Annotated in this window: 26 protein-coding genes; 5 read left to right on the top strand and 21 right to left on the bottom strand. The window is 36.5% G+C overall.

Features of this window, described 5'->3' with window-relative positions; all coding sequences use genetic code 11:
- Positions 1-127: 127 nt before the first annotated feature.
- The 5 genes from GHI93_RS07260 to GHI93_RS07240 form a co-directional block, all read right to left on the bottom strand.
- Complete coding sequence (locus GHI93_RS07260; RefSeq protein ID WP_153496391.1) at positions 128-943, bottom strand: hypothetical protein; 816 nt, start codon at positions 941-943, stop codon at positions 128-130.
- A complete protein-coding gene (locus GHI93_RS07255; RefSeq protein ID WP_153496390.1) occupies positions 936-1,808 on the bottom strand; it encodes a hypothetical protein in 873 nt (290 codons plus the stop codon). Before GHI93_RS07255 ends, GHI93_RS07260 begins: the two co-directional genes overlap by 8 nt.
- Before the next feature lie 180 nt (positions 1,809-1,988).
- Complete coding sequence (locus GHI93_RS07250) at positions 1,989-2,849, bottom strand: Rgg/GadR/MutR family transcriptional regulator (RefSeq protein ID WP_153496389.1); 861 nt, start codon at positions 2,847-2,849, stop codon at positions 1,989-1,991.
- A 105-nt stretch (positions 2,850-2,954) separates the two neighbouring features.
- Entirely contained in the window at positions 2,955-3,461 is a 507-nt protein-coding gene (locus GHI93_RS07245) for a YkgJ family cysteine cluster protein (RefSeq protein ID WP_153496388.1), read from the bottom strand.
- Positions 3,462-3,512: 51 nt separating this feature from the next.
- Positions 3,513-7,802 carry a 2-hydroxyacyl-CoA dehydratase gene (locus tag GHI93_RS07240; RefSeq protein ID WP_153496387.1) on the bottom strand — a complete coding sequence of 1,430 codons (4,290 nt, stop codon included), beginning with the start codon at positions 7,800-7,802 and terminating at the stop codon, positions 3,513-3,515.
- Between the two features lie 308 nt (positions 7,803-8,110).
- Between GHI93_RS07240 and GHI93_RS07235 the strand changes: the two genes are divergently transcribed.
- The gene (locus tag GHI93_RS07235; RefSeq protein ID WP_153496386.1) at positions 8,111-8,725 is read left to right on the top strand and encodes a TetR/AcrR family transcriptional regulator; all 615 of its coding nucleotides are present in this window, start codon (positions 8,111-8,113) and stop codon (positions 8,723-8,725) included.
- Positions 8,726-8,832: 107 nt separating this feature from the next.
- On the opposite strand, the gene GHI93_RS07230 is transcribed toward GHI93_RS07235, so the two are convergent.
- Positions 8,833-9,561, bottom strand: coding sequence for a pseudouridine synthase (locus tag GHI93_RS07230; RefSeq protein WP_153496385.1), 729 nt, complete (start codon positions 9,559-9,561; stop codon positions 8,833-8,835).
- 149 nt (positions 9,562-9,710) lie between these two features.
- Between GHI93_RS07230 and GHI93_RS07225 the strand changes: the two genes are divergently transcribed.
- Complete coding sequence (locus GHI93_RS07225) at positions 9,711-10,598, top strand: DegV family protein (protein ID WP_153496384.1); 888 nt, start codon at positions 9,711-9,713, stop codon at positions 10,596-10,598.
- A 122-nt stretch (positions 10,599-10,720) separates the two neighbouring features.
- On the opposite strand, the gene GHI93_RS07220 is transcribed toward GHI93_RS07225, so the two are convergent.
- From GHI93_RS07220 to GHI93_RS07155, 15 genes are all read right to left on the bottom strand, one after another.
- Positions 10,721-11,728 carry an alpha/beta hydrolase gene (locus tag GHI93_RS07220; protein WP_153496383.1) on the bottom strand — a complete coding sequence of 336 codons (1,008 nt, stop codon included), beginning with the start codon at positions 11,726-11,728 and terminating at the stop codon, positions 10,721-10,723.
- A gap of 691 nt (positions 11,729-12,419) precedes the next feature.
- Positions 12,420-12,728 carry a sigma factor-like helix-turn-helix DNA-binding protein gene (locus GHI93_RS07215; RefSeq protein ID WP_153496382.1) on the bottom strand — a complete coding sequence of 103 codons (309 nt, stop codon included), beginning with the start codon at positions 12,726-12,728 and terminating at the stop codon, positions 12,420-12,422.
- Between the two features lie 500 nt (positions 12,729-13,228).
- Complete coding sequence (locus GHI93_RS07210; RefSeq protein WP_153496381.1) at positions 13,229-13,819, bottom strand: HK97 family phage prohead protease; 591 nt, start codon at positions 13,817-13,819, stop codon at positions 13,229-13,231.
- Between the two features lie 8 nt (positions 13,820-13,827).
- Positions 13,828-14,436, bottom strand: coding sequence for a V-type ATP synthase subunit I domain-containing protein (locus GHI93_RS07205; RefSeq protein ID WP_153496380.1), 609 nt, complete (start codon positions 14,434-14,436; stop codon positions 13,828-13,830).
- A gap of 26 nt (positions 14,437-14,462) precedes the next feature.
- Positions 14,463-14,645, bottom strand: a complete 183-nt coding sequence (locus tag GHI93_RS07200) for a hypothetical protein (protein WP_153496379.1) — start codon at positions 14,643-14,645, stop codon at positions 14,463-14,465.
- 221 nt (positions 14,646-14,866) lie between these two features.
- Positions 14,867-16,495, bottom strand: a complete 1,629-nt coding sequence (locus GHI93_RS07195; RefSeq protein ID WP_153496378.1) for a DNA primase family protein — start codon at positions 16,493-16,495, stop codon at positions 14,867-14,869.
- A 10-nt stretch (positions 16,496-16,505) separates the two neighbouring features.
- Positions 16,506-17,300, bottom strand: a complete 795-nt coding sequence (locus GHI93_RS07190; protein WP_153496377.1) for a bifunctional DNA primase/polymerase — start codon at positions 17,298-17,300, stop codon at positions 16,506-16,508.
- 9 nt (positions 17,301-17,309) lie between these two features.
- Positions 17,310-17,636, bottom strand: a complete 327-nt coding sequence (locus tag GHI93_RS07185) for a hypothetical protein (RefSeq protein ID WP_153496376.1) — start codon at positions 17,634-17,636, stop codon at positions 17,310-17,312.
- A complete protein-coding gene (locus GHI93_RS07180; protein WP_153496375.1) occupies positions 17,623-17,814 on the bottom strand; it encodes a hypothetical protein in 192 nt (63 codons plus the stop codon). Before GHI93_RS07180 ends, GHI93_RS07185 begins: the two co-directional genes overlap by 14 nt.
- Positions 17,814-18,119, bottom strand: a complete 306-nt coding sequence (locus tag GHI93_RS07175) for a hypothetical protein (RefSeq protein WP_153496374.1) — start codon at positions 18,117-18,119, stop codon at positions 17,814-17,816. Before GHI93_RS07175 ends, GHI93_RS07180 begins: the two co-directional genes overlap by 1 nt.
- A gap of 2 nt (positions 18,120-18,121) precedes the next feature.
- Positions 18,122-18,370, bottom strand: coding sequence for a hypothetical protein (locus GHI93_RS07170; protein WP_153496373.1), 249 nt, complete (start codon positions 18,368-18,370; stop codon positions 18,122-18,124).
- Entirely contained in the window at positions 18,367-18,600 is a 234-nt protein-coding gene (locus GHI93_RS07165) for a hypothetical protein (protein WP_211368885.1), read from the bottom strand. Before GHI93_RS07165 ends, GHI93_RS07170 begins: the two co-directional genes overlap by 4 nt.
- A gap of 41 nt (positions 18,601-18,641) precedes the next feature.
- A complete protein-coding gene (locus GHI93_RS07160) occupies positions 18,642-18,923 on the bottom strand; it encodes a hypothetical protein (RefSeq protein WP_153496372.1) in 282 nt (93 codons plus the stop codon).
- The gene (locus GHI93_RS12835) at positions 18,920-19,072 is read right to left on the bottom strand and encodes a hypothetical protein (protein WP_170272413.1); all 153 of its coding nucleotides are present in this window, start codon (positions 19,070-19,072) and stop codon (positions 18,920-18,922) included. Before GHI93_RS12835 ends, GHI93_RS07160 begins: the two co-directional genes overlap by 4 nt.
- Complete coding sequence (locus tag GHI93_RS07155) at positions 19,069-19,272, bottom strand: DUF1655 domain-containing protein (RefSeq protein ID WP_153496371.1); 204 nt, start codon at positions 19,270-19,272, stop codon at positions 19,069-19,071. Before GHI93_RS07155 ends, GHI93_RS12835 begins: the two co-directional genes overlap by 4 nt.
- Positions 19,273-19,736: 464 nt before the next feature.
- On the opposite strand from GHI93_RS07155, the gene GHI93_RS13010 reads away from it, so the two are divergent.
- The 3 genes from GHI93_RS13010 (at position 19,737) to GHI93_RS07135 (ending at position 21,475) form a co-directional block, all read left to right on the top strand.
- Entirely contained in the window at positions 19,737-20,342 is a 606-nt protein-coding gene (locus GHI93_RS13010) for a helix-turn-helix domain-containing protein (RefSeq protein ID WP_211368884.1), read from the top strand.
- Positions 20,343-20,482: 140 nt separating this feature from the next.
- Positions 20,483-20,851, top strand: a complete 369-nt coding sequence (locus GHI93_RS07140; protein WP_031561246.1) for a TIGR02328 family protein — start codon at positions 20,483-20,485, stop codon at positions 20,849-20,851.
- A 93-nt stretch (positions 20,852-20,944) separates the two neighbouring features.
- The gene (locus GHI93_RS07135; protein WP_153496369.1) at positions 20,945-21,475 is read left to right on the top strand and encodes a hypothetical protein; all 531 of its coding nucleotides are present in this window, start codon (positions 20,945-20,947) and stop codon (positions 21,473-21,475) included.
- Positions 21,476-21,584 lie beyond the last annotated feature (109 nt).

The raw sequence follows: 21,584 nt of genomic DNA, 5'->3' as shown, positions 1-21,584 counted from the left end.
TTTCCTATCTTTTACCCGCTGTCCCACAAGCTCAAATTCCGTCAACACAGCATAAACAATCAAAACGATACTCATTGCATAGAAAGTAATCGCAAGCACAGGAGCGATAGTGTCCGTTTAAATCTTCTTATCTTCTTTCATTTAATTTATAAAAATAAACAAGCCATATCACAAGACAAATATTCCCTAAAAGAGCTAAAGCATAAAAACTTACATTTCCATAATGAGACAATAGTGTCATAATGTATCGGAAGTTGAACGTCCCAAAAAGTGCAACAACCATCGGAAATGTCCAATACTTAGAAAATAAATTCGCTAAAACCAGCAATACAACTAAGATGATTAGCAATAGTCGCCAAGTTAATACAGGCGTTATATCTCCTGCCGCAAATGATGACTTATCCAAAAAGGTCAAAAAATCGAGACGACTTGTCGCTATCAGAAACATAAAATAAATAGCACTCACAAGTATCGGCACTCTCATGCTCCCTGATTTAACCACTCGTGTCGGCACTCGCTTTTCTGGTATGACATGGCAAATCCAAGCAATAATACCAAAAATCCCCAATATAAAATTCAAGTAGAAAATAGGTGTTATTCCTTGATTTTCTCCGCCAAAACGCGTGACTAAAAACAAACCTCCCGCATCAGCTGAAAATTTCAAGATATATGAAGAAAGTAACAAACACAAAAGAGAAAGGCTAAACTTTCTAAACAGGAAAAAAGATAACACCGTAACTAGTAACACAAAAACAACAATACTACTCGTCTCCCTGAAATGTAGCCAAATTTCCCAACCATTCAACCATTTATTTTGTGCCAACCAATAAACTTTTCTATTTTTAAGAAATAAAGTAAAAATATAGAGTAGTGTCAGTGGCACTGGCAAAAACAATTTTATTTTTTTCATAATAAATCTTCTTTCAATAATCTTTTTATCCATTAAGATCACTTACATAATCTGACCCTCCAAAAGCTATCGCTTGCATCCAAACCGTCCAATTCGTTTTTCCTCGATGAAGTTTGACATAATAATTTGATTCCATACTCGTTGCCCCCGAAAAATCAATTGACGGCATATCTACATTATGACTCCAACTTTTATTCGCTCCTGGATAATAAGTATTTTGATGTACTATTAAATTTCTACTTTCTTCTCCAACATTGGCATAAGTGCTAGATAAAACTGAAATGGTGGGATCTTGGTTGCTGTAACCTCCCGTTATTTTAGTTGCTTTAGCTGTTCCTGTTGTCCCATTTGTCGTTTCAGTCCAGTAGAGTGTTAATGAAGCCTTTACTGCAAGACTATTATCTTTCTTTATTGTACGCGCTTTTGTTATTTCTTTTGTCGTTGTCGCAGCGTATGCTTTAGTAGTAAATATACTCCCCAGAAATTCTGCACTAGAATTTAATAAATTTCCTATACTAGCACTATCGGAACGCTTTCCGATCTGATTTAAGTTGACAGTATAGCTCGTCATTCCCTCTGTCGTACCTCCCTTATCCGAAGTAATCTGACTATCCACAGTTACTGGTGCGGTTAAATCTGGTCCCGAACTACTATCAACGCTTACCGCATCATTGACTTGATATTCTACTTGATTATCCGTATCTTTGATGACTTTATCTGCATCATCAGGAACTGAAAGTGTTCTATCTCCGCTTTGACTTGTATCAATCACTGGTGCTACATCTTGGGTTGTAGGGACTGTATCATCCGCAAAAACGTGAGCGGAAGTTGCAAATGCGCTTGCAACAAAAAGTGCTGATAAAGAAAGCATTCCAATAAAGACTTTTTTCGTGTTCACAACATTTTCTCCAAAATTTCTAATCAGATTTTTCCTGATAAGGGGATGAATAAAATTTGAAGCTTTTTATTCATACTAGCAATGTTGTGACGATAGAATTCTTGCAAGTTTTCTATGTGTTTCATCTTTTATAATTTCATTTTACCACGCAAAAATAACCGTTTTCAGAACTGAAAATGGTTATTTTATTTTTTTATTTTTCTTTTTAAAAACTTTCGTTTCTTGTCTATAAATTCCTTGATAGTAACTCGCTAAAACACCATTTCCCAAAGTTGTATAAACGGCGATTGCATCTTCCATTTCTTGTTTCCCAGAAGCTTGTTCCCCATAGTTATAATCCCAAATGCCTTTGACAAAAAGATACATACAGCGAGGAAAAACGTCCTTTATGTTTAAACGCATGTTCACATTTTCAAGAAGTTCTTGTGAAATTTCTCTATTGCCATGATGGATTTCTCCCACTGCAGCACGACAAATAATTTGAAAAATTTTTTCGCGATACTTGGAGACACTCATATAATGCACATTATTTTTTAAAAAATCTTTCAAGATAGAAGCACGCATCACACTTGAGAGTTGCTCAATCACAAAAGAAAGAATGGACAGTTCAAAAAAGCTCCACTCTGTAATGGCAAAAAGATGGTCTCTAATCTCTGCTTTTTCAAGTGGCGTCAACTCTTTCAAAAGATTTTTTGTTGCTAATGAAATCAAGCGTTGATTGTATTTTGTGCTTTCTTCATAGATTTCTCTTAATTTTTCATGATTTTTTTGATAATTTGCTTCTTCGATTTGGTTACAAATCTCAATAAAATAATCTGACTCAAAACCATTAGTAAAGTACTCAAACTCTCCTACTTCTATCTTCATCAATTCTAAGCTAGCATCAAGTTGATGATAGCGTAAGATCTGCTCGCCATTTTCAAAGCGTGAAAGCGTTGATACACTAAGTCCTACCGCTTTGAAATCAGTTAATAAAAAGTGGCGCTGTTCTCTCAACCTTGCAAAGGTTTCACCATATTCTTTTGAAAATTTTTCTTTCATTATTGCCCTTCAAATGTAATCAGTAATCTAAAAATGATTATACCAAAAATAATTTGAATTAGGAAAGATCTTGAGGTTAAAGAAAAAATCGTCCAAAAATGCGATTTATTTCAGACGATATTTTAAGGCTTCTACAAATTCGTATGCTGCAGGGCAATAAACGGTATTTTGAATCGTTAAGTGATTAATTTGATAGATTTTTTTTCGATCTGTGTGTGGAAATTCGCGACAGGCTTTCGGGCGAACTTCGTAAATCGAACAGTAATTATCCGCTCCCAAAAAAGGACACGGCATCGTTTGGAGGACTTTATCTCCATCCTCATCGACACGAAGATAAGTGGCTTCAAATGCTGCGGGTTTCATTCGTAAAAACTTTGAAATACGCTCAATATCTGCTTCTTTTAAGTCTGGTCCGAGCGTCTTACAGCAATTTGCACACGTCAGACAATCAATGCGTGAAAAGACAGAGTCGTGAATTTCTAATGCCATTTTATCCAGATTTTTGGGCGGTTTTTTCTTTAATTTTGCTAGGACTTGTCGATGCTCTTTTTGATGCTGGAGCGCAAGCGAGCGATAATGCGCAATATCTATTTCATTTACTTTGTGTTTCATACGGTTTCTATTTTATCAAAAAAGTCGCACCGTCGCGACTTTTGACGTTCATTAATGTGACCCCATAACAAGTGTTTCATGCACCACTTTTTTTTCAGTCATTCTTTTTTTTGCGGTTGCCATCATGAGGCGGATGCGGTTGAGCTGATTGACCGCTGAAACGCCTGGATCGTAATCGATGGGGGCGATATTGGCTCCTGGATACTGACGACGCAACTCTTTCATCATTCCCTTACCAACGATGTGATTGGGCAGGCAGCCAAAAGGTTGGAGGCAGACAATGTTTTTGACGTCTTTTTGGAGAAGCTCGATCATCTCACCCGTAAGAAACCATCCTTCACCCGTGTGATTCCCCACAGAGATAATATCTTCTGTATTTGAAGCAATGTCATAAATGCTTTCAATCCCATCAAATCGTTCAGACTTTGTCAGGGCTGTATTCATCGGCTTTTCAAGCATGTTAATGATGCCAAGCAACGTTTTTGCCATCAGTTTATTTTTCTTGGCAAATCCGATTTCGTCAGTCCGCCAAATCTGATTGTAAAGAGAATAATTCATAAATCCAATCAGATCAAGTACTACAGCTTCGCCTCCTTCTTCTTCAATGATATTTACTATGTCATTATTCGCCGTTTTACTATACTTGACAAGGATTTCACCAACAACACCAACGCGCGGTTTTTTGATATTGAGAAGTTCAATGGTATCAAATTCGCGAATGATTTGTTTCATATTTTTATTAAATTCAAAAATACTGGCTGATTTTACATTGTGCTGTGCTGCTTTGAGCCATTTTTCATGAAGCGCATCGACAGTGCCTTTTGTGGATTCGTACGGGCGTGTGCGGTAAACGACACGCTCAAAGAGATCCCCATAAAGTACAGCAATCATGAATCGTGTAAGTAATGAGACGGTAAATTTGAATCCTTTTTCAGTGCCTTGATTTCCCATTGATAGGCTGACTACAGGAACTTGAGGGAATCCTGCGTCAATCAATGCTTTTCTAAGAAGTGGAATATAGTTTGTAGCACGACATCCTCCACCTGTCTGTGTCATCATGACAGAAGTGTGATTGACATCATATTGACCTGATTGAAGCGCTTCAATGAGCTGACCAATCGTGATGATTGCTGGATAACAGCTGTCATTATTGACAAATTTGAGTCCGTTATTGACAGAAGTTTTTGTCTCTGGAAGACAGACAACATTATATCCTGAAGCTTCAAATGCTGTATCAAGCAGTCCTGCTTGGTGAATTGGGCTGAGCATTGGCATTAATAAGGTATGTTTTTTTGCCATTTCTGGAGTAAATACTGGCGATTTTGGTTGGACAATTTCTGTCAGTACTGACGGCTCGATGTGGTGCTTTGTGCGTTCGTTTACAGCTGCTTTTAGACTTCTAAGACGAATGCGGACAGCACCCATATTGCTTCCTTCGTCAATTTTGAGAACCGTGTAAAGCTTATTATGTCCACGCATGATTTCTTCGACTTGATCTGTCGTGACAGCATCAAGTCCACAGCCAAAGCTATTAAGCTGAACGAGTTCGAGGTTTTTATTTTTGCAGACGAATTGCGCAGCTGCATAAAGACGACTGTGATAAACCCATTGATTGACCACACGAAGTCCTGCCACATCTTCAAGATGTGAAATCGCATCTTCTGGAATGACGTGAAATCCTTCTTGAGTGATAATGTCAGCAATGCCGTGATTGATTTCTGGATCAAGGTGATATGGACGTCCTGCCAGCACAATCGCCTTTTCTTTATTCAAATTTACTTTAACAAGTAACGCTTCTGCTTTTTGACGGAGATCTTTTTTGAAATTTTCGAGTGCTTCAAACCCGTGAGTGACTGCGTTTTTGACCTCATCTTCTGTGAGAGAAAATCCAGCTTTCGTCAGTGCTGACAACACATTGTTAGAGACGCCTAAAGGATCTGCAAGATTGATGAACGGGTGAATGTAACCCACTTTTCCGTCACGAATCTCATCAATGTTATTTTTAATCACTTCGGGATAAGATTGCACAATCGGACAATTATAATGATTTTGAGCAGATTTTTGCTCTTCTTGCTCAAAAAGAACAGAAGGATAAAAAATCGTTGGAACACCCGAATGAATCAAACTCATGACATGTCCGTGTGTCATTTTTGCAGGATAGCAAACGGTGTCTGACGGAATCGTCTCAATGCCTTGCTCATAAAGTTCTTTATCTGATTTTGGAGAGAGGACGACGCGAAAACCAAGCTCTGTCAGCATTGTGTGCCAAAGCGGATAATTTTCGTACATATTAAGAACACGCGGAATACCAATTTCACCCAAAGTGGCTTTTTTCTTACTCAAACTGTGATATTTGAAAAGTTTTTTATATTTATAATCAACAAGATTTACTTTCTTCTCTTTTTTGTCAATTTTGATTTGTGTGGCTTTTTCAGCCCCCCGTTCACATCGATTTCCAGTCACAAATTTTGACCCATCATTAAAGACCGTGAGTGTCATTTTACACATGTTTTCACATAGCCCACACGTCATGAATTCTTTATGTGTTTTAAAATCTGTCAGCTCTGACAGCGTCAAAAGATCCGATTTTTTTCCGACTTCTTCTTTATCTAAGGCAATCAAAGCACAACCATAAGCACCCATCAGGCCAGCAATAGAGGGACGTACAACTTCGCGTTCTGAAATCTTTTCAAAAGCACGCAACACTGCTTCATTATAAAATGTCCCACCTTGTACGACAATTTTTTTCCCTAATTCTTCAGGACGTTTGACTTTGATGACTTTGTACAGTGCATTTTTGATGACAGAATAACTAAGACCAGCAGAAATATCCCCTACAGTTGCGCCTTCTTTTTGGACTTGTTTCACTTTTGAATTCATAAAAACCGTGCATCGTGACCCTAAATTCACTGGATGTGCTGCAAGCAATGCTTTTTGAGCAAAATCCCGTACATCGTGTTTCAAAGAATTCGCAAAAGTCTCAATAAATGAACCGCAACCAGAAGAGCAAGCTTCGTTGAGCTGAATAGAAGACAGCGCCCCATCGCGAATGCGCATGGCTTTCATGTCCTGTCCACCAATATCAAGAATAAAATCAACGCCAGGATTGAAATAATCTGCTGCTTTATAGTGCGCCATTGTTTCAACTTCACCATAATCGACGTGTAACCCTGCTTTGATCAAATGCTCACCATATCCTGTCACTGTTGACTTTGCAATATAAACATCATCAGGTAACTTCTTGTAAACATCTTTTAAAACTGCGATGACAGACTCTAATGGTTCACCATTATTTGAGCCATAACTGTCGTATAAAATATTTCCTTCTTCATCAATCAAAACCACTTTTGTTGTTGTTGATCCTGCGTCTATGCCAAGAAAAGCTGCGCCATGATGTTCACTCAGATTTTTATAGTTGGCGGTTGCTTTTGCATGACGTGCGCGAAATTCATCCAGCTCTGTTTGATTTCCAAATAGTGGATCCATTGTATCTTGTGGAATTAGATTATCGCTCTTATCATTTTCAAGATGAGAAATCAGTGCTGTAACAGATTGATCCGTGGTGTCTTCTGACAGCGCTGCACCCATTGCCACAAAAAGTTGTGGATGTTCTGGGAAAATTACATTTTCAGGAGCTAAATCAAGTGTCTCAATGAAACGTTTGCGAAGTTCACTCATAAAATAAAGTGGACCACCTAAAAATGCAACATTTCCTTTGATTTTCCGTCCAGATGCCAATCCTGCAATCGTTTGATTGACAACTGCTTGAAAAATGGATGCGGCGATGTCTTCTCTTCGCACACCTTCATTAAGTAGTGGTTGCACATCTGTTTTGGCAAATACACCACACCGTGACGCAATCGGATAGATTTTTTCATAGTTTTTTGCAAGAACGTTGACTCCATTAGCATCCACTTTTAAAAGCGCCGCCATCTGATCAATGAACGCACCTGTTCCACCTGCACACGTCCCGTTCATCCGTAGTTCTTGACTGCCATTGTCAAAAAATGTCATTTTCGCATCTTCCCCACCCAATTCGATCATCACATTTGTTTGAGGAATGAATTTTTCAATCGTGATGGAACTTGCAATGACTTCTTGAATGAATGGCACCTTGATCACTTCAGCAAGCCCCATTCCGCCAGATCCTGTAATGGCAAGCGTTAAATCTAAATCGCCTTGTTCAGAAATTAAATCATTAAGCACTTGAATCGTTGCCGCTTTTACATCAGAAAAATGACGTTCGTAACGTGAAAAAATGAGATGAAATTGTTCATCAAAAACAACGAGTTTTACAGTCGTTGACCCAACGTCAATTCCTGCTTTATATTTTTTTATCATGAGAGTCTCCTAGTTATGTGAGAAATGCTTCATTATCTGTGATTTTCAGCTCTATTTTAACAGGCTGTTGTTTATCTTATCTAGTGTTTATTTTATCACGCTGAAAATATTTTACAACCAGCAAATCATTGCTCCTTGTACGGTTAGACAACAATAATAAACGCCATGTCGTTTTTGGAAAATTTGTTTGACATTTATGGAAAAGAGTTTTGACAGTCCTAAGCCCTGAATTTTCGAAAAGAAAAGACTATAATAAAAGCAACAAATCGACAATAAATGTTGCATATATTACACAAAAGAGAGAAAAAATGGTCAAAGCAGAAGATTTAAGAGTGAAAAGAACGAGAAAACTCATCACACAAGCTTTTTTTGGTTTGCTCAGAACTAAAAAATTTGAAAAAATTTCAATCCAGGAAATCGCAGATCATGCAATGATTAATCGTGCTACTTTTTATGCTCACTATTCCGACAAGCAAGACTTGTATGATAGCTTAATTGAGGACTTTTTGATTGATTTTACAGAAATGCTTGATGAAAATAGTCCAATCAAAGGCAATAATGTTCATGTGGTCGAGATTGAGGAAATTTTGACACGGTTTTATGATTTTGTAAGAAAGTATCCTGAAGTTGCGCAAATTGTCACAGATAAAGCACAAGATCCCGCAATTATTCACCGCTTTTTAGATATTTTGAACGCACGCTACGCTGAACTGTTTGAAAAATTAGAAGTTCGTGAGCAGGATGTGATAATTCCGATTGATTTTGTAATCAACTACATCGTCTCTATTTTGGTAGGAACGCTAAAGTGGTGGGTGATGGATTCTAAAAAAATGCGAGCAGCTGATTTTGCACATTTGATCATCAAGCTCATCTCTAACGGACATTTGACTGTTCTTGGCGTCAATATTAATCGTGAAAAATAAAAAAATTCTGTCAGTACTGACAGAAAATTTTAATCTTTAAAAGCGTGCACTTGACACCTTTTTTTTACGATTCTGGCGTTCTGTCAGTACTGACAGAAAATATAAGATCATTTTTTCAAGCGTTCAATCTCATCAGCGCTCAAAACACGATATTTTCCCACTTCAAGCTGATCATCAAGGCTCAAATTGCCCATGCGCGTGCGCTTTAAATAAAGCACATACATTCCTACCGCTTCAAACATCCGTTTCACTTGATGAAATTTTCCTTCATGAATGATGATTCTTATCTCGCTCATCCATCCACTTTGTGTCTGTGCTGGATAAGTTTTCTCAACAAACAATTCCCCAGGTTTTACTTTTTCACCATTTTTCAATGTCAATCCCTGCGCAAATTGTGCAATGATATCCTTTGTCACCTCCCCATCAATGTGTGCAAAATATTCCTTTTCAACGTGCTTTTTGGGTTGGGTCAGGTCATGTCCTAAAGCACCATCATTCGTCAAAATCAATAAACCTTCTGTGTTTTTATCAAGACGACCAACAGGAAAAATATCAGCTCTCAAATCCTCTTTATTTAACAACTCAACCACTGTTTTAAAAACATTATCTTTCGTTGCAGAAACCACCCCTTGAGGTTTATTCAATAAATAATAATAATAAGCTTGATACGTCACTGTTTTCCCATCACACATCACAGTTGTCGCATTTTTATCCACCTGAAATCGCCCATCTTTGACACATTCACCACCCACACTCACGCGCCCTTTTTTTAATATTATTTTTACTTCACTTCGCGTCCCTAGCCCAACTTGTGCTAAATATTTATCTAATCTCATGGTTTTATTTTATCATAAAACTGCGCCAGATCGCCATCGAAGTTTATAACGAGCATTGAAAATCAAAAGAATAAATGGTACAATTTGTTTCATTAGTGCGCACAGTAGATCCAAATCAAATTGACATTCTTAAGGAGTAAAAGACCGTTATGAACAAATACATTATTAGTTGTTGTTCCACAGCAGACTTAACAAAACAGCATTTTGATGCGCGTGAGATTCATTACATTTGCTTTCATTATGAACTTGATGGAAAACAATATGCCGATGATTTAGGGCAGTCCCTTTCTTTTACTGATTTTTATAACGCAATGGAAAACGGAGCTGAAACGAAAACCTCACAAGTCAACGCAGATGAATTTGAAGCCTACTTCGAGCCTTTTTTGAAGGACGGTTATGACATTTTACATGTCAGTCTTTCTTCTGGGATTTCTGGCGTAATCAATTCAGCCAATATCGCAAAAGCAACGCTTCAAGAAAAATATCCTGAGCGAAAAATTTTGATTGTTGACTCTCTTGCAGCATCGTCTGGATATGGATTATTGCTGGATAAAGCAGCCGATTTAAGAGATGCTGGATTGAATATTACTGAAGTTTATGATTGGCTTGAGCAAAATAAATTAACCCTTCACCATTGGTTTTTTTCAACAGATTTGACGTTTTACATCAAAGGAGGACGTGTCTCTAAAACTTCGGGTGCGATTGGAAATATTTTACACATCTGCCCTCTCCTTGACATGAATAGCGAAGGAAAACTCATTCCCCGTTACAAAATCAGAGGAAAACGTAAGGTCATTCAGCAAATCGTAAAACAAATGCAACGCTACGCCCAAAATAACAGCGCCTACACTGACAAATGCTACATTTCCCATTCTGCTTGCCTTGAGGATGCCAAAGCAGTAGCATCACTTGTAACCTCTACTTTTCCTCAACTTAACGGAAAAGTGGAAATCAATGATGTCGGAACAACCATTGGTAGCCACACAGGACCAGGCACCGTTGCACTCTTTTTTTGGGGCAGTAAACGCGAAAAATAAAAAACTCGCGTGATTCAAACCGTTACAAAATTCATTTTAAAACTACACAAAAAGGACTTGTTCTAAATCCAAAACAAGCTCTTTTTCTTTACTCAAAACAAGCCGATGAAATCGGTGAATTTTTACTGATATTTCCGAACAAAAGCGAGTGTTTCATCATAACAGCGTTGAGCTGATTTTTTAGCATAATCAAATTGATATTCATGAGTAATGGTTTGCTTTGACGTCTTAAAAAACAGTTGAGATACTGGAACACCGAGTGTTTTAAGTTGATTAGAAAACGCAATACCCTGATCTTGAAATGAATACGCATTACCATCTGTGATATACGTCGGAGGAAATGTGTTTGTCAGATGCTGTACTAAACTTGCCTCTTGCAATTTAGGATCACTTTCCCATTTTTTCGTCCCTAGTTCTGACCACGCTACTGTCTTAACGAAGTATTGCATGGCTTTATTTTCTGATTTTGTGTGAGCAACCTGTTGCAAATCTACTGGACCACAGTAAGATAGCGTTGCTTTAATCTCACCTTTAGTTAAGAGATGTGGGATAGAAATGGCTTTGCCATAAGAGAGATTGGTTTGTGTGAGTGCATATTGCAAGGCAATTTGAGCGCCCGCACTATCTCCTCCAAACATCAGTTTAGACAGATTCAATCTTGAGTCGGATTGACTTTTCAGCGTTTTGATTAACTCTCCAACTTGGATCAACTGATTTGGATATTGAGATTCTGGTGCTCTTTTATAGTTCATCGCAATGACAGCCATTTGTGCATCAAAGGCAAGCTTGGTTGCAAACTCTTTAACACCTGATTTGTCTCCCCCAACAAATCCTCCTCCATGTACCCATATCAGCACATCTACTGGATGATTCACTCCTTTTGGAAGGTATAAATCGTATGTATTTGAACCAAATTTTGAGTTGTAGTTGTGATTTTTAGTCAGTGCTACTTTTGATTTTACCTTCTCAAATCCTGATTCATCCGTTATTTTCACTTCCGAACTAAAGAGATGTCTAATGATCATTGCCCCTGGTTTAGGTGAAAAGTGAAAGGCAAGCATGACAAAAATTACCAGACAAACCAACACCCCTCCCACAATTAAAATAAATTTTATAAGTATTTTTTTCATCACTTTAGTATACCATAAGCACCCAACAGACCCCAACAGACCCCAACAAATGCGGTTTTATGCGATTCTTTAAAAAATAGACCCCACCAGACCCCAATAGACCCCAACGAAAACGTAGTAAAACGCGTTAACAAATTTTTGTCAGGCAAGGTGCTGTATATCCATGATATACGGCTTTTTATTTTGCTGAAAAAAAGTTTTAAAAAATAAAAAATACCCCCCCGTCATCGCTTTTAGGAGAACCGTATACTAATAGTGGCTCCCTGAACAAAAAAGTGATTTTTTAAAATTTTTGCATAGGGGGGTCAAAATCTTAAAACATTGATTTAATCACGTTTATAGGCAAAAAAAGGGAAAAATACTTCCCTTTCTTGCCTTTTTTTACGTCGTTTTAGCACTAATGATCATTGGTAGCGTGTCTCACAAATAAATTTAGCTGGTTTTCCTCCTTTTTACTGTATAACTTTTAGGGGTCAATTATCCTTGTGAACGTTGCAGTTGAGCGATTTCGTTTCAGAAAAAAAGTTTTGAAAAATCACTTTTTTGCTCAGGGAGCCACTATTGGTATACGGTATTCCTAAATAAGTAGGTGGGGGGGATCTAAAAATTATAGAGAAAAAGTGGTATAATAGAGCTAGGTAAATTATTACTACTTTTCTTTATATTTGTCCGTGAAAATTCACGGGCTTTTTTATTTTATCGAAAGTTCATTACCTTTTTTTATAATCTTTTTCACTTGCTTAATTGTTGGGTTCGTGTGGTGTCTAACGGTACTTTCATTTATAAGATAACGGCTTGCAATCTCTGCCAGCGTCAAGCGTTCCATGTATCTAAGTCTTATTAACTCTAGGTCATCATCACTCAATGAATCAAACAGCTCTGTCATTGCGTTGAATATAAAGCGTTGTGGTGTTAGTTGGTCTGTGTTGTCTATCCTATCAGTCCATGACTTCATTGTACCTGTGAGGTATAATCTGATATTAAACTCTAGTTCATTCATAATATAATCCTCCAAACAAAAAAGCACCCCCATAATTAGAGATACTTTCCTGAACTTATTATACCATGCGCATCTCTGCGACTTTTGATAGTTCTATTATATCATTTGTTAATCTTCTTTGCTACTTCTCTATCAGAGAATCTTTGATATAATAATTGTACAGGCAGTTTAAATTCTTAATTCTTAGTTCTTAATAGTTGGAAAAGTTCCCCGTTGTTAACGAGGGGCTTTTTTATTAGCTATTGTATTTCTAAGAAAATAACAAGTTTTAACAAGTCGGATATCTAATATTTTTCATCACTTTGATCTATCCTATAAATTCCTAGCGAAGTAGGAAAAGTACGGTGACACGGTATCAAAGCCCTACAAATTGCTTAACCATGCGGTTTAAGTTGTTACAGCTATCGGTAACGTGTTACCGAACTACGGTATCATTTTAACTTTTTCTGACATTAACAATAAATACCTAGCCAATAAAGACTAGGTTTTTTTATTATAATCTAATCACTCAATCCGTCAAGATAAGCTCTTACTTTTTCTTTATACTTTCGTGTACGCTCGTCTTCAAATTGTTTGATAGAACGAGTGACATTGATAGAAGTATCATCATAAGCAGGTTTACTTACGACACTTATTTCTCCTAATGTTTGAAGTTGGTTGATTGTTCGGATAGGTTTACTTGCTCCTTGCTGCCATGAATCTCCACCGTCTGCCACGACAAAGCCGAAACTCATACCTTTAAGGTTTCCAGCCTTTATATTGTTATAGACATCATGCCCGACTGTTGTATCTGGCATATCCAAAACAAAATGCAAGCCGATTTTATCAATGCTTAACTTTAAAGTTCCTGCATCAACTCTGCCTAGCACATTTGCATAGTCGTGATTATATAAAGCCAGTACATCGCTTAGGTCAACATTATTGAGCGCCGATGAAGAAATATACTCAATAAACGGTGCATTAGGCACACTTGGCTTATTAAATACAATGGCATACCCTGCAATTTGTCCAATAAACCCTGCTTTTTTATTTGCGTCTCTGATTTCTAGTTTGCTATCAATTCCAAAATTAATTTCTGTTTTTTTAGTCATTTAATCTCCTAATCTAAATCAGTCAGGATTTTTTCAGATTTTAGAAATGTCATCAGTTCTTTTTCATATTGACCTGCCATTGCTCTAACAATTCCAAAGAAAAAGTTATTTTTGTGACTTCCGTTTTTTTGACCGATTAAATTAGCTAATGAGCTTCGAGAATAAACATTTGATTTTTCTAGTAAGTAATTCCCTGATTCCTGAAGGCGATAACGTTGGTCATCAACTTCCTTGTTATATTCCTTTAGTTTTTTCTTCGTATCTTCAGACACGGTACTTTTTAATAAATCTAGCTCAATGTCACTTAAATTATCTGCTTGGCTTAATGCTTCTCTAAGAGTATCATCAACTTCTTGAGAACTCCAGAAAACATCAAGCTCTTTCTGTTCCTCCGCCCGCCGTTTTTCTAATGTTTCTAGTAATTGCTTAGCATTATTCAATTCAGATAAGGCTTTGAGTGATTCATCAATATCCTCATGTTGAGAAAGGTTTTCCATTTTTTCAATTTTGTTTTTTAATTCAGAAATTAATTGATTCGTTTTATCCACTTTTTGAGTGATTAGTTTAGCTTGTTTTTCGAGTTTGTTTTTTGCTTCTTCAATGTATTTTACTTGCATTTTATTTCTCCATTTTTCGTTATTTATTATTTATCGCCATTCCAAAGAACGCCCAACTTATCGCCTAATGTCGCGATGGCTTGATAAGTTTCTTGATCTGTTTGAAGTTGGTTATTAAAGTATTCTTTTAATGATAGAAGATTTTCAACTGCTTTATTTCTCTCATTTTCAGCGACTGGGATTTCTAAGTTTTTTGTTTCCTTTTCCATTTTATTTTCTCCGATTTTTTATGTTAAGTTTTACTAGGTTCTGTCAGTAAATTCAATTTGTCGGACATCGTACTTTTTTCATGTTTTTATTTCCTCTGATAAATTTCTAGCGAGTAGGTGTTTTTGCGGTAACAGAGTAACAGACACCTACAAACGGCTTAACCATAGGGTTAAAGCTGTTACTTCTAACAGTAACGTGTTACCGATTTTCAGTAACACTTTTATTTTTTCTTGCGGGAATAACCTTTAGTGACTTTTTTATGTTTCTCATCGTCCCAATAAAACAACCGTCTAAACAATTCCATTTCATTTGCTCGGTGTAAATCGACAGCTCTATTAAAGCCTGCACTATTTGGTCTTTGCACGGTCTTTTTCCATTGGTCTTTGACATAATCAGGTAGTTTATTCTCAAACTCTCGCTTAGTAAAGGGTTTCACTCCCTCATCTTCACACCACGCTCGATATAAAGCACTTAGAAAAGCAGTCGGTAGAAAATCACTGACGAACTCCTCAAACATATCATTTACAAACGCCAGTACATTGTCATTAGAGATTTTAAAATCATCTAATAGCCCTTGTGTAGCTTTCGGTTCATCAAACTTATCAAAGTTAAGCGATAAAGCAATTTTAAGGACATACTCTAAAACGTCTTTGCGTTTAATATAATCATCTTTGATTTTCCAGTTGTCATTATCTGCCGTGAAAGACTTGTTAAAGGGAACGATAAGCAAACGTCTGTATGTTCCATTTGACTTGTTTCTAAACTTGGGTAAGAAATTAGTCGATTGAATAACTAGCTTGTTAAATACTGCCAAAGTTGGTTGCTTTCCTTTCGCTTCAATCGGTACTGGGTCGCCAGTAACCACAGAAAAGTAGTTCCCTGCATTGTCTAAATAGCTGACTTGGCTGTCATCTCCAATAATGCAAGTCTTCCCAACGACTTGGGAAAGGGCGAACCGTTCCGAAAACTGTTCTGCTTTGACACTTGCGACGTTCTCACGTCCGATTAAGTTCATGATGAGGCTCTGAAAAGTCCCTTTGCCGTCATTTCCTTTACCGACTAGCCAAACTCCTTTGCGATAGGAGTAATTGCCGTTAGTGCTTGCGGAAATAATCTGCCATAAGAGACTGACAAGCTCTTTATCTCCACTCATTAAATCGAGTAGCCAGTCGTCTACGTTCCAGCCGTTAATGTTAGGCACTTTTGCCTTTGCGTTGTACTTGGTCGCAATGGTTGAGGTAAAAACGTACTTAGCACTGAATGGCTCTAATTGTTGTGTTTTCTTATTGAAAATACCGTTCGCAACTGGGATAAGATGAGCTTCTGCGGTTTGTTGCTTAACCTCTGCTAAGGTTTCAAGTTTAAAGAGAACTTCTTTAGAACGTGCTTGACTATAAGACGGCTCTAGCCAGTAAATGAGCCGATGAAAGAAATTTTCGTTTGTTTCGTATATTCCTAGTTCAGGATTATAAACGCCTAACAGCCCGTTTTGATGGTCTAATTTAATGACTGTCAGCGTTTTATATATAATTCTAGCTGTATCTAATGGACTTAGTGACTTGGGTGTGTTTCCGTCTTTGTTCGGTGTACTTAGAAATAATGCGCGGTGTTCAAAGAATAATTTTTTAATTTTCTTTAAATTATGCGTATGTTCTTGAATGTAATCATAACTATTTATGATGTCACGTTCCTGCTCAATCCAGTTTACTATTGCTTCGGTGTAAGCTGTTTGACTAAATGTTTTTATCCCGTCCTCTCCATAATCTGTGAAGTTCTCTATTTGAGGTTTGGGACTTCTTACGTTTTCCTGTGGTGTTTCTGCCACAAGTTTTTCTAATTGGTCTGTCATGATTTCCTTTCTATCTCATCTTGAATACACTTTTCCAAATGGTTGCCAGTTCATCATCATGTAATGATGGACTGGTTCGGCTGTTAAACGTTCGCAACAAGTCCATGCAGTCAGGCGGGACAATGCCAATCTTTCTCCAGTAGTGAAGTATGCGGTTCGTGTCATTGTTTCGGTTACCTTTTCGCGCTCCTTGGTTGAATAACTCCCACATTTCGGCGCTATACGTTCGATTTATTGTCGTTGTATTTACTTGTGTCGGTGTTCGCTTTAGCTTTTCAAGTAGCCAGCTAGGACAATCACAAATATTATCAAAGGTTAACGGCTCGCCTGTTTCTGTATCATTTAAAGGCGTATAATCTCCGTCATGCCGTTTACTTGGGTATATGGGTGTGAAGTGTGTTTTTATCTCTACACCGTCCGCTAGTTCACTGACAATCGGCTGATTAAATAGCTCTTTCGGAACTTTAAAGAAAACGTGTAAGCCGTTCCCCGTTGGTGTTTTTTCTACATAGGTGTTCAAATCCTTTATTTTGCTATTTTCGTGCCACATTCTGCTAAAAGTTAAGCGCCCATTTTGTCCGTTTTGGTGTTGGTCTAAGTCAATACAAATAATCCCGCTATTTCTAAGATTAATCATAATGTTTCGGTTCGGTATTTCATCAAACCATCTTTCTATAATAGCGGTGTCTGTTGTTCCCTCTGACGTTCCTTTTATGATTGCCCGTTCACTTTTTCCCACTGGATAACCAGCAATGACAGAAAACCCGCGATTTATACAGTTTAGTGCCTGCTCTTTAGGTGTCATGAATTTCCCCTAATCCATCATTTTTTCTAACCAATTTAGAGAAGCGGTTCGTACACCCATGACGGCTTTTAACGTACTGTAGGCCATACTTTCTTTTTTTGTAATGCCTCGCGTGCGCTCTTCTTCAGTAAGTGGAGCAAAATAGCCAATATTATCAATGGAGCAAATAGCGCACTCTTTGCCTTGCAGTATCTCTATACGTGCCTGTAAAGTCCGTAAATCAATACCTAAGGAGCGTGATAAGTCTTTGCCTTTAATAGCTCGGTCTACTCCTTTATGCGCTACAAGGGCTTTTATAATAGCTTGGTCTATTGGCTGTAATTCATTCATTTTCATTTAAGCACCCCCAAATTCTTGTCACTGTTTCTAAAAATTGCTCATAGCTCGTTTTTTGTTTTGCTACTCCAATCAACGCGAACATTATAATCGTGATGGCTTCCGTGCTGGTATCGCTTATATAATATTCTTGTTCTTGGTTTCGTTCGTCTCTTTTTGTTTCTATAGTAATTTCCATTAGTTTCCCTCCGCTTCGTCATACGTTCCCCATGTAGAAACAATCGTCTTGATAAAACTATCTATGTCTGTATACTGCCTTGCGTCAGCCACTAACATATTAAGCAAGATACTACCAACTTCAAGGCTCGGGATATCATCAAAATCGGGTGTTATTGCTAACAAGTCATCATCTTTATATAATGCTTCAACTGTAATTATTTTTGCTTTAATTTCTCCGCTATCTTTGAGGTCTTGAATAAGTTCCCCCATATCTAAGTCTGATAGTTGTTGTTTTTCTTCATCACTTATTTTTCTTAATGTCATTTTTAATTTTCCTTTATTTGTAGTTCCATAATAGCCAGTTGTTTGCCTAAAAATGGTACTGGTTGCGTGCATAAGTTGTTTTTTACTCCGCTGGGTAAGATTATGCCTGTACTCGCTTCAAACTGTTGCAATAGGTCAATTTTAACCACTTGTGCATTGTGAATGATCTTAAATGGGTGTTTTCCTATCGGGCGGTAGTGCTTTTTCCCATGTCGTTTCATAGCTGTGTAACCTTGGTAGTGTTCTATCATTTTGCCACCTCATCAAATAGGTTAATTTCTCCGCCCTCTTTTTCTCCATCAAAACGAATCCCGCTTTTGTTCGTTCTTGGTCTTTTAGCATGGCGTAAGAAGTCCAAATTTAAGCTGTCGCGCTGTTTAATTTGTTCTGCGGTTAATTCTTCAAACTCCTCTTTAATCTGCTTCATGCCCCTGCTGTGAACTCCTGCCACATAGTGGCAAGCGTTTATGATTTCTTTCATCTCTTCAATCCTCTCTTAAAAGTTGCCTTGCCTGACAAAACTTAAGTCTCTAATGCGATGAATTGACACACATCATCAATCAAATAATAAACGAGTGACGTTTTATAGCGTGGTTTATAGCGATTCAAACCGTTTTTTTCCCAATTATCAAGGGTACTGTCTGAAATATCTAAATCCTCCATGACACGCTTTTTAGAGATATATGGCAATACTCGGTTTTCATTTCTGATTTTGAGCTGTGTGCCAAGGTACTTATTAAATAGATGAATGACTTTATCCACTAAACCACGAGCCACAAGGTTTGTTAAAGTGTTATCATTCATTCCTTGCCTCCTCGTTTGAGATGTAGATGCCACTTTGGCGCTTTAGATTCATTTACAATCAACAAGCGTTTAACCTCGGCATGGTGGAATTTAATCCACCAAACACTAATTTTATCGTTTCTGACAACGTCCATTTTTATAAATTTCATGCCACACCTCCGCTTATCTTTTCTACTTGAATCTCATGCTCTAAAGTTGTGAAAGTAACGACTGTCTTGCCATCAAATAAGCGATAGACATACTCGTTTAGTTTTATAAAATGTCTTGCTTTGGCTTTTAATAAGTCCATCAGCTCGAAAGCGATTGAATCGTCAAGGATATAAGTTTCTTTGTTTACTGGTTTATTCATTTGTTTTTATTCTCCAATTTGTTATAATTAGAGATAGAAAGCGCGTGTTTTTCACGGTTTGCTACTCTAATTTGATTAAAAGCTGTCTCTTGGTCGGGTCAAGCTTTTTTTGTGCATATTTTTTTAATAGTCTTGTGCAAGCCATAACGTTATACGCTCGTATGTGCTTTGTCTTACTTTTTCGTTCCTCTCTGGACTTTCTAGCCTTCCATAAGTCAAACGATTAATGCCCAGTTGATCGGCTGCCTCGCCTTTAGTTAAGTTCAATACTCCGCGCTTTTTGCGTAGAGCTGTTTTGATTTCTGGTGTTAGATACAATTTCTCTTCTCACTTTCAATTTGATAATAAACTAATTTTACACTTTCAATTTGATTATGTCAAATAAAAAACTCTCAAAATGAAAAGTTTTTATTGATTTATTTTCATAAATGTATATAATATAAAGATAAAGGATATTAACAAATATGGTAGAGAATAATATAAAAAAACTTAGAAAATCAAAAAATATGACTTTAATTAACTTAAGAGATGAGGTCAATCAAAAGCTCAAAGAAAAAAATATCTTAGTTAATAACAAGCTTCTTCAAGTTACAGATAGCCAGCTTTCTTTTTACGAGAATGGAAAGAGATCGCCTCGTAATGTAAAGATTTGGGAAATTATTGCTGAAATTTTTGAAACGTCTGAAGCTCATTTAAGGGGGATTACTGGTAATGAATACTCCAAAAATAGATCAGAGATCCAATTTAATAAAGCTTTTTCTAGTAAAATAGTTAAAAATTTAAATACTAGCCTTAACAGAATTCCAACTTTTGAGGAATTCAATAAAGAATATATAAGTGAAAATTCTGCAACTAAAAATAACGATTTTATTTATACTTACATTAATGCAATCAATTCAGGAAAAATAGATATAGAATCATTAGTTTATATTGTTAGTTTATTAAACATTTTGGATAAAAATGGTACTAAAAAAATACTGAGTTATATAACTGACGTAGCGAATCTGAACTACCTAAACTCTTTAGTTAATAAAAATCTATTGGATACGCAAAACACCAGCAAGTCATAATAAATCTTTATGATAAAAGATAGATAGTTTTAAAACTAACATTCATTAACGTTACTGTATTATAGGTATTAATAAGTATGAACGTGCGTTGCTGTATGAGCTGTGCTATTTTGAGTTGGTAGGATAAAGGAGGAAATAATATGAGACTTTGGCATGAAGATTTAATCGAGAAGCTTCCAAGACAACAACTCTTAGGACAACACCGTGAATGTTGTGCGTTGCGTGGTAATGGATGGGGAAAGCCTCACTCAACAGTTAATTATGTTTTTAATTATTCACCTTATAAACTCTTTCAATACCATCAGCTCGTTATGAATGAGATGAAAAAAAGAGGATATAAACCTTCTGTTGACTGGGAAAATTCTTTTTATAGAGGGACAAGTTGTTCAAGTTATGAAAATATTGAAAAAGTACCAATTACTAAACCGATATACTCTGAACACAATAATAGCTATTTATTTGAATGTCTCGAAAATTTAAAAGAAAAAAATATTATTATTCAGTTATAAATAAATTCAAATCATAAATAGTAAGTTCTAAATTTTAGGAACGCAAAATAAAAAAGCGCCTTGGCGCGTGAAAGGAAAATATGAAATAAGTTTATGAAACAATTTAAAAGTTTAGATGAGCAAATAGATTATTTGCATGACAATAAAAATATAGAGTTTCAAGATAGAGATACCGCCAAAAATATTTTGCTTGATTATAACTACTACAATTTAATATCTTGCGGAAAAGTTAAATTTGCGCTTGATATAAACAAAAAAAGCCACGTTTATGAAAAACATGACTTCATAGAGTGGTGTGATTACTTCGATACGGATTGCCAAGTAAGCGAGTATTTAATGAGTAACCTTATCGAATTTGAAAGAATTATTAATAGTAGAACGGCTTTTTATGTTGGTGAACTTATAGAAAAAGATGTATTGACCACCAGACAATATAATGAAATAGTTGAAATTATAGCAAATGCTAAAATCGAAAACCTTGATGATTATATAGGACAGGAGACGTGGCGATACATTAGTAAAATGACTTTCGGAAAAATGAAAAATATTCTTTTTTGGTTGTTGGATAATCACAATGAAACTTATAAGAAAGTTGTTCTAGGTTATACCCGAATTGCTAGTTAATTTCATTGGAAAATAAATAAGTCGTGCTATCCTAATCTTAAACCACTAAGCATTAGAAAGCGCACGACTTATATGACTTATAATAGCACACTTCCAAAAGTTTTTGTTT

The organism is Lactococcus hircilactis, assembly GCF_009601015.1.
Taxonomy (GTDB): Bacteria; Bacillota; Bacilli; order Lactobacillales; family Streptococcaceae; genus Lactococcus; species Lactococcus hircilactis.
The sequence above is the reverse complement of the archived record's forward strand: the minus strand, read 5'-3'. Positions and strand labels throughout refer to the sequence as shown.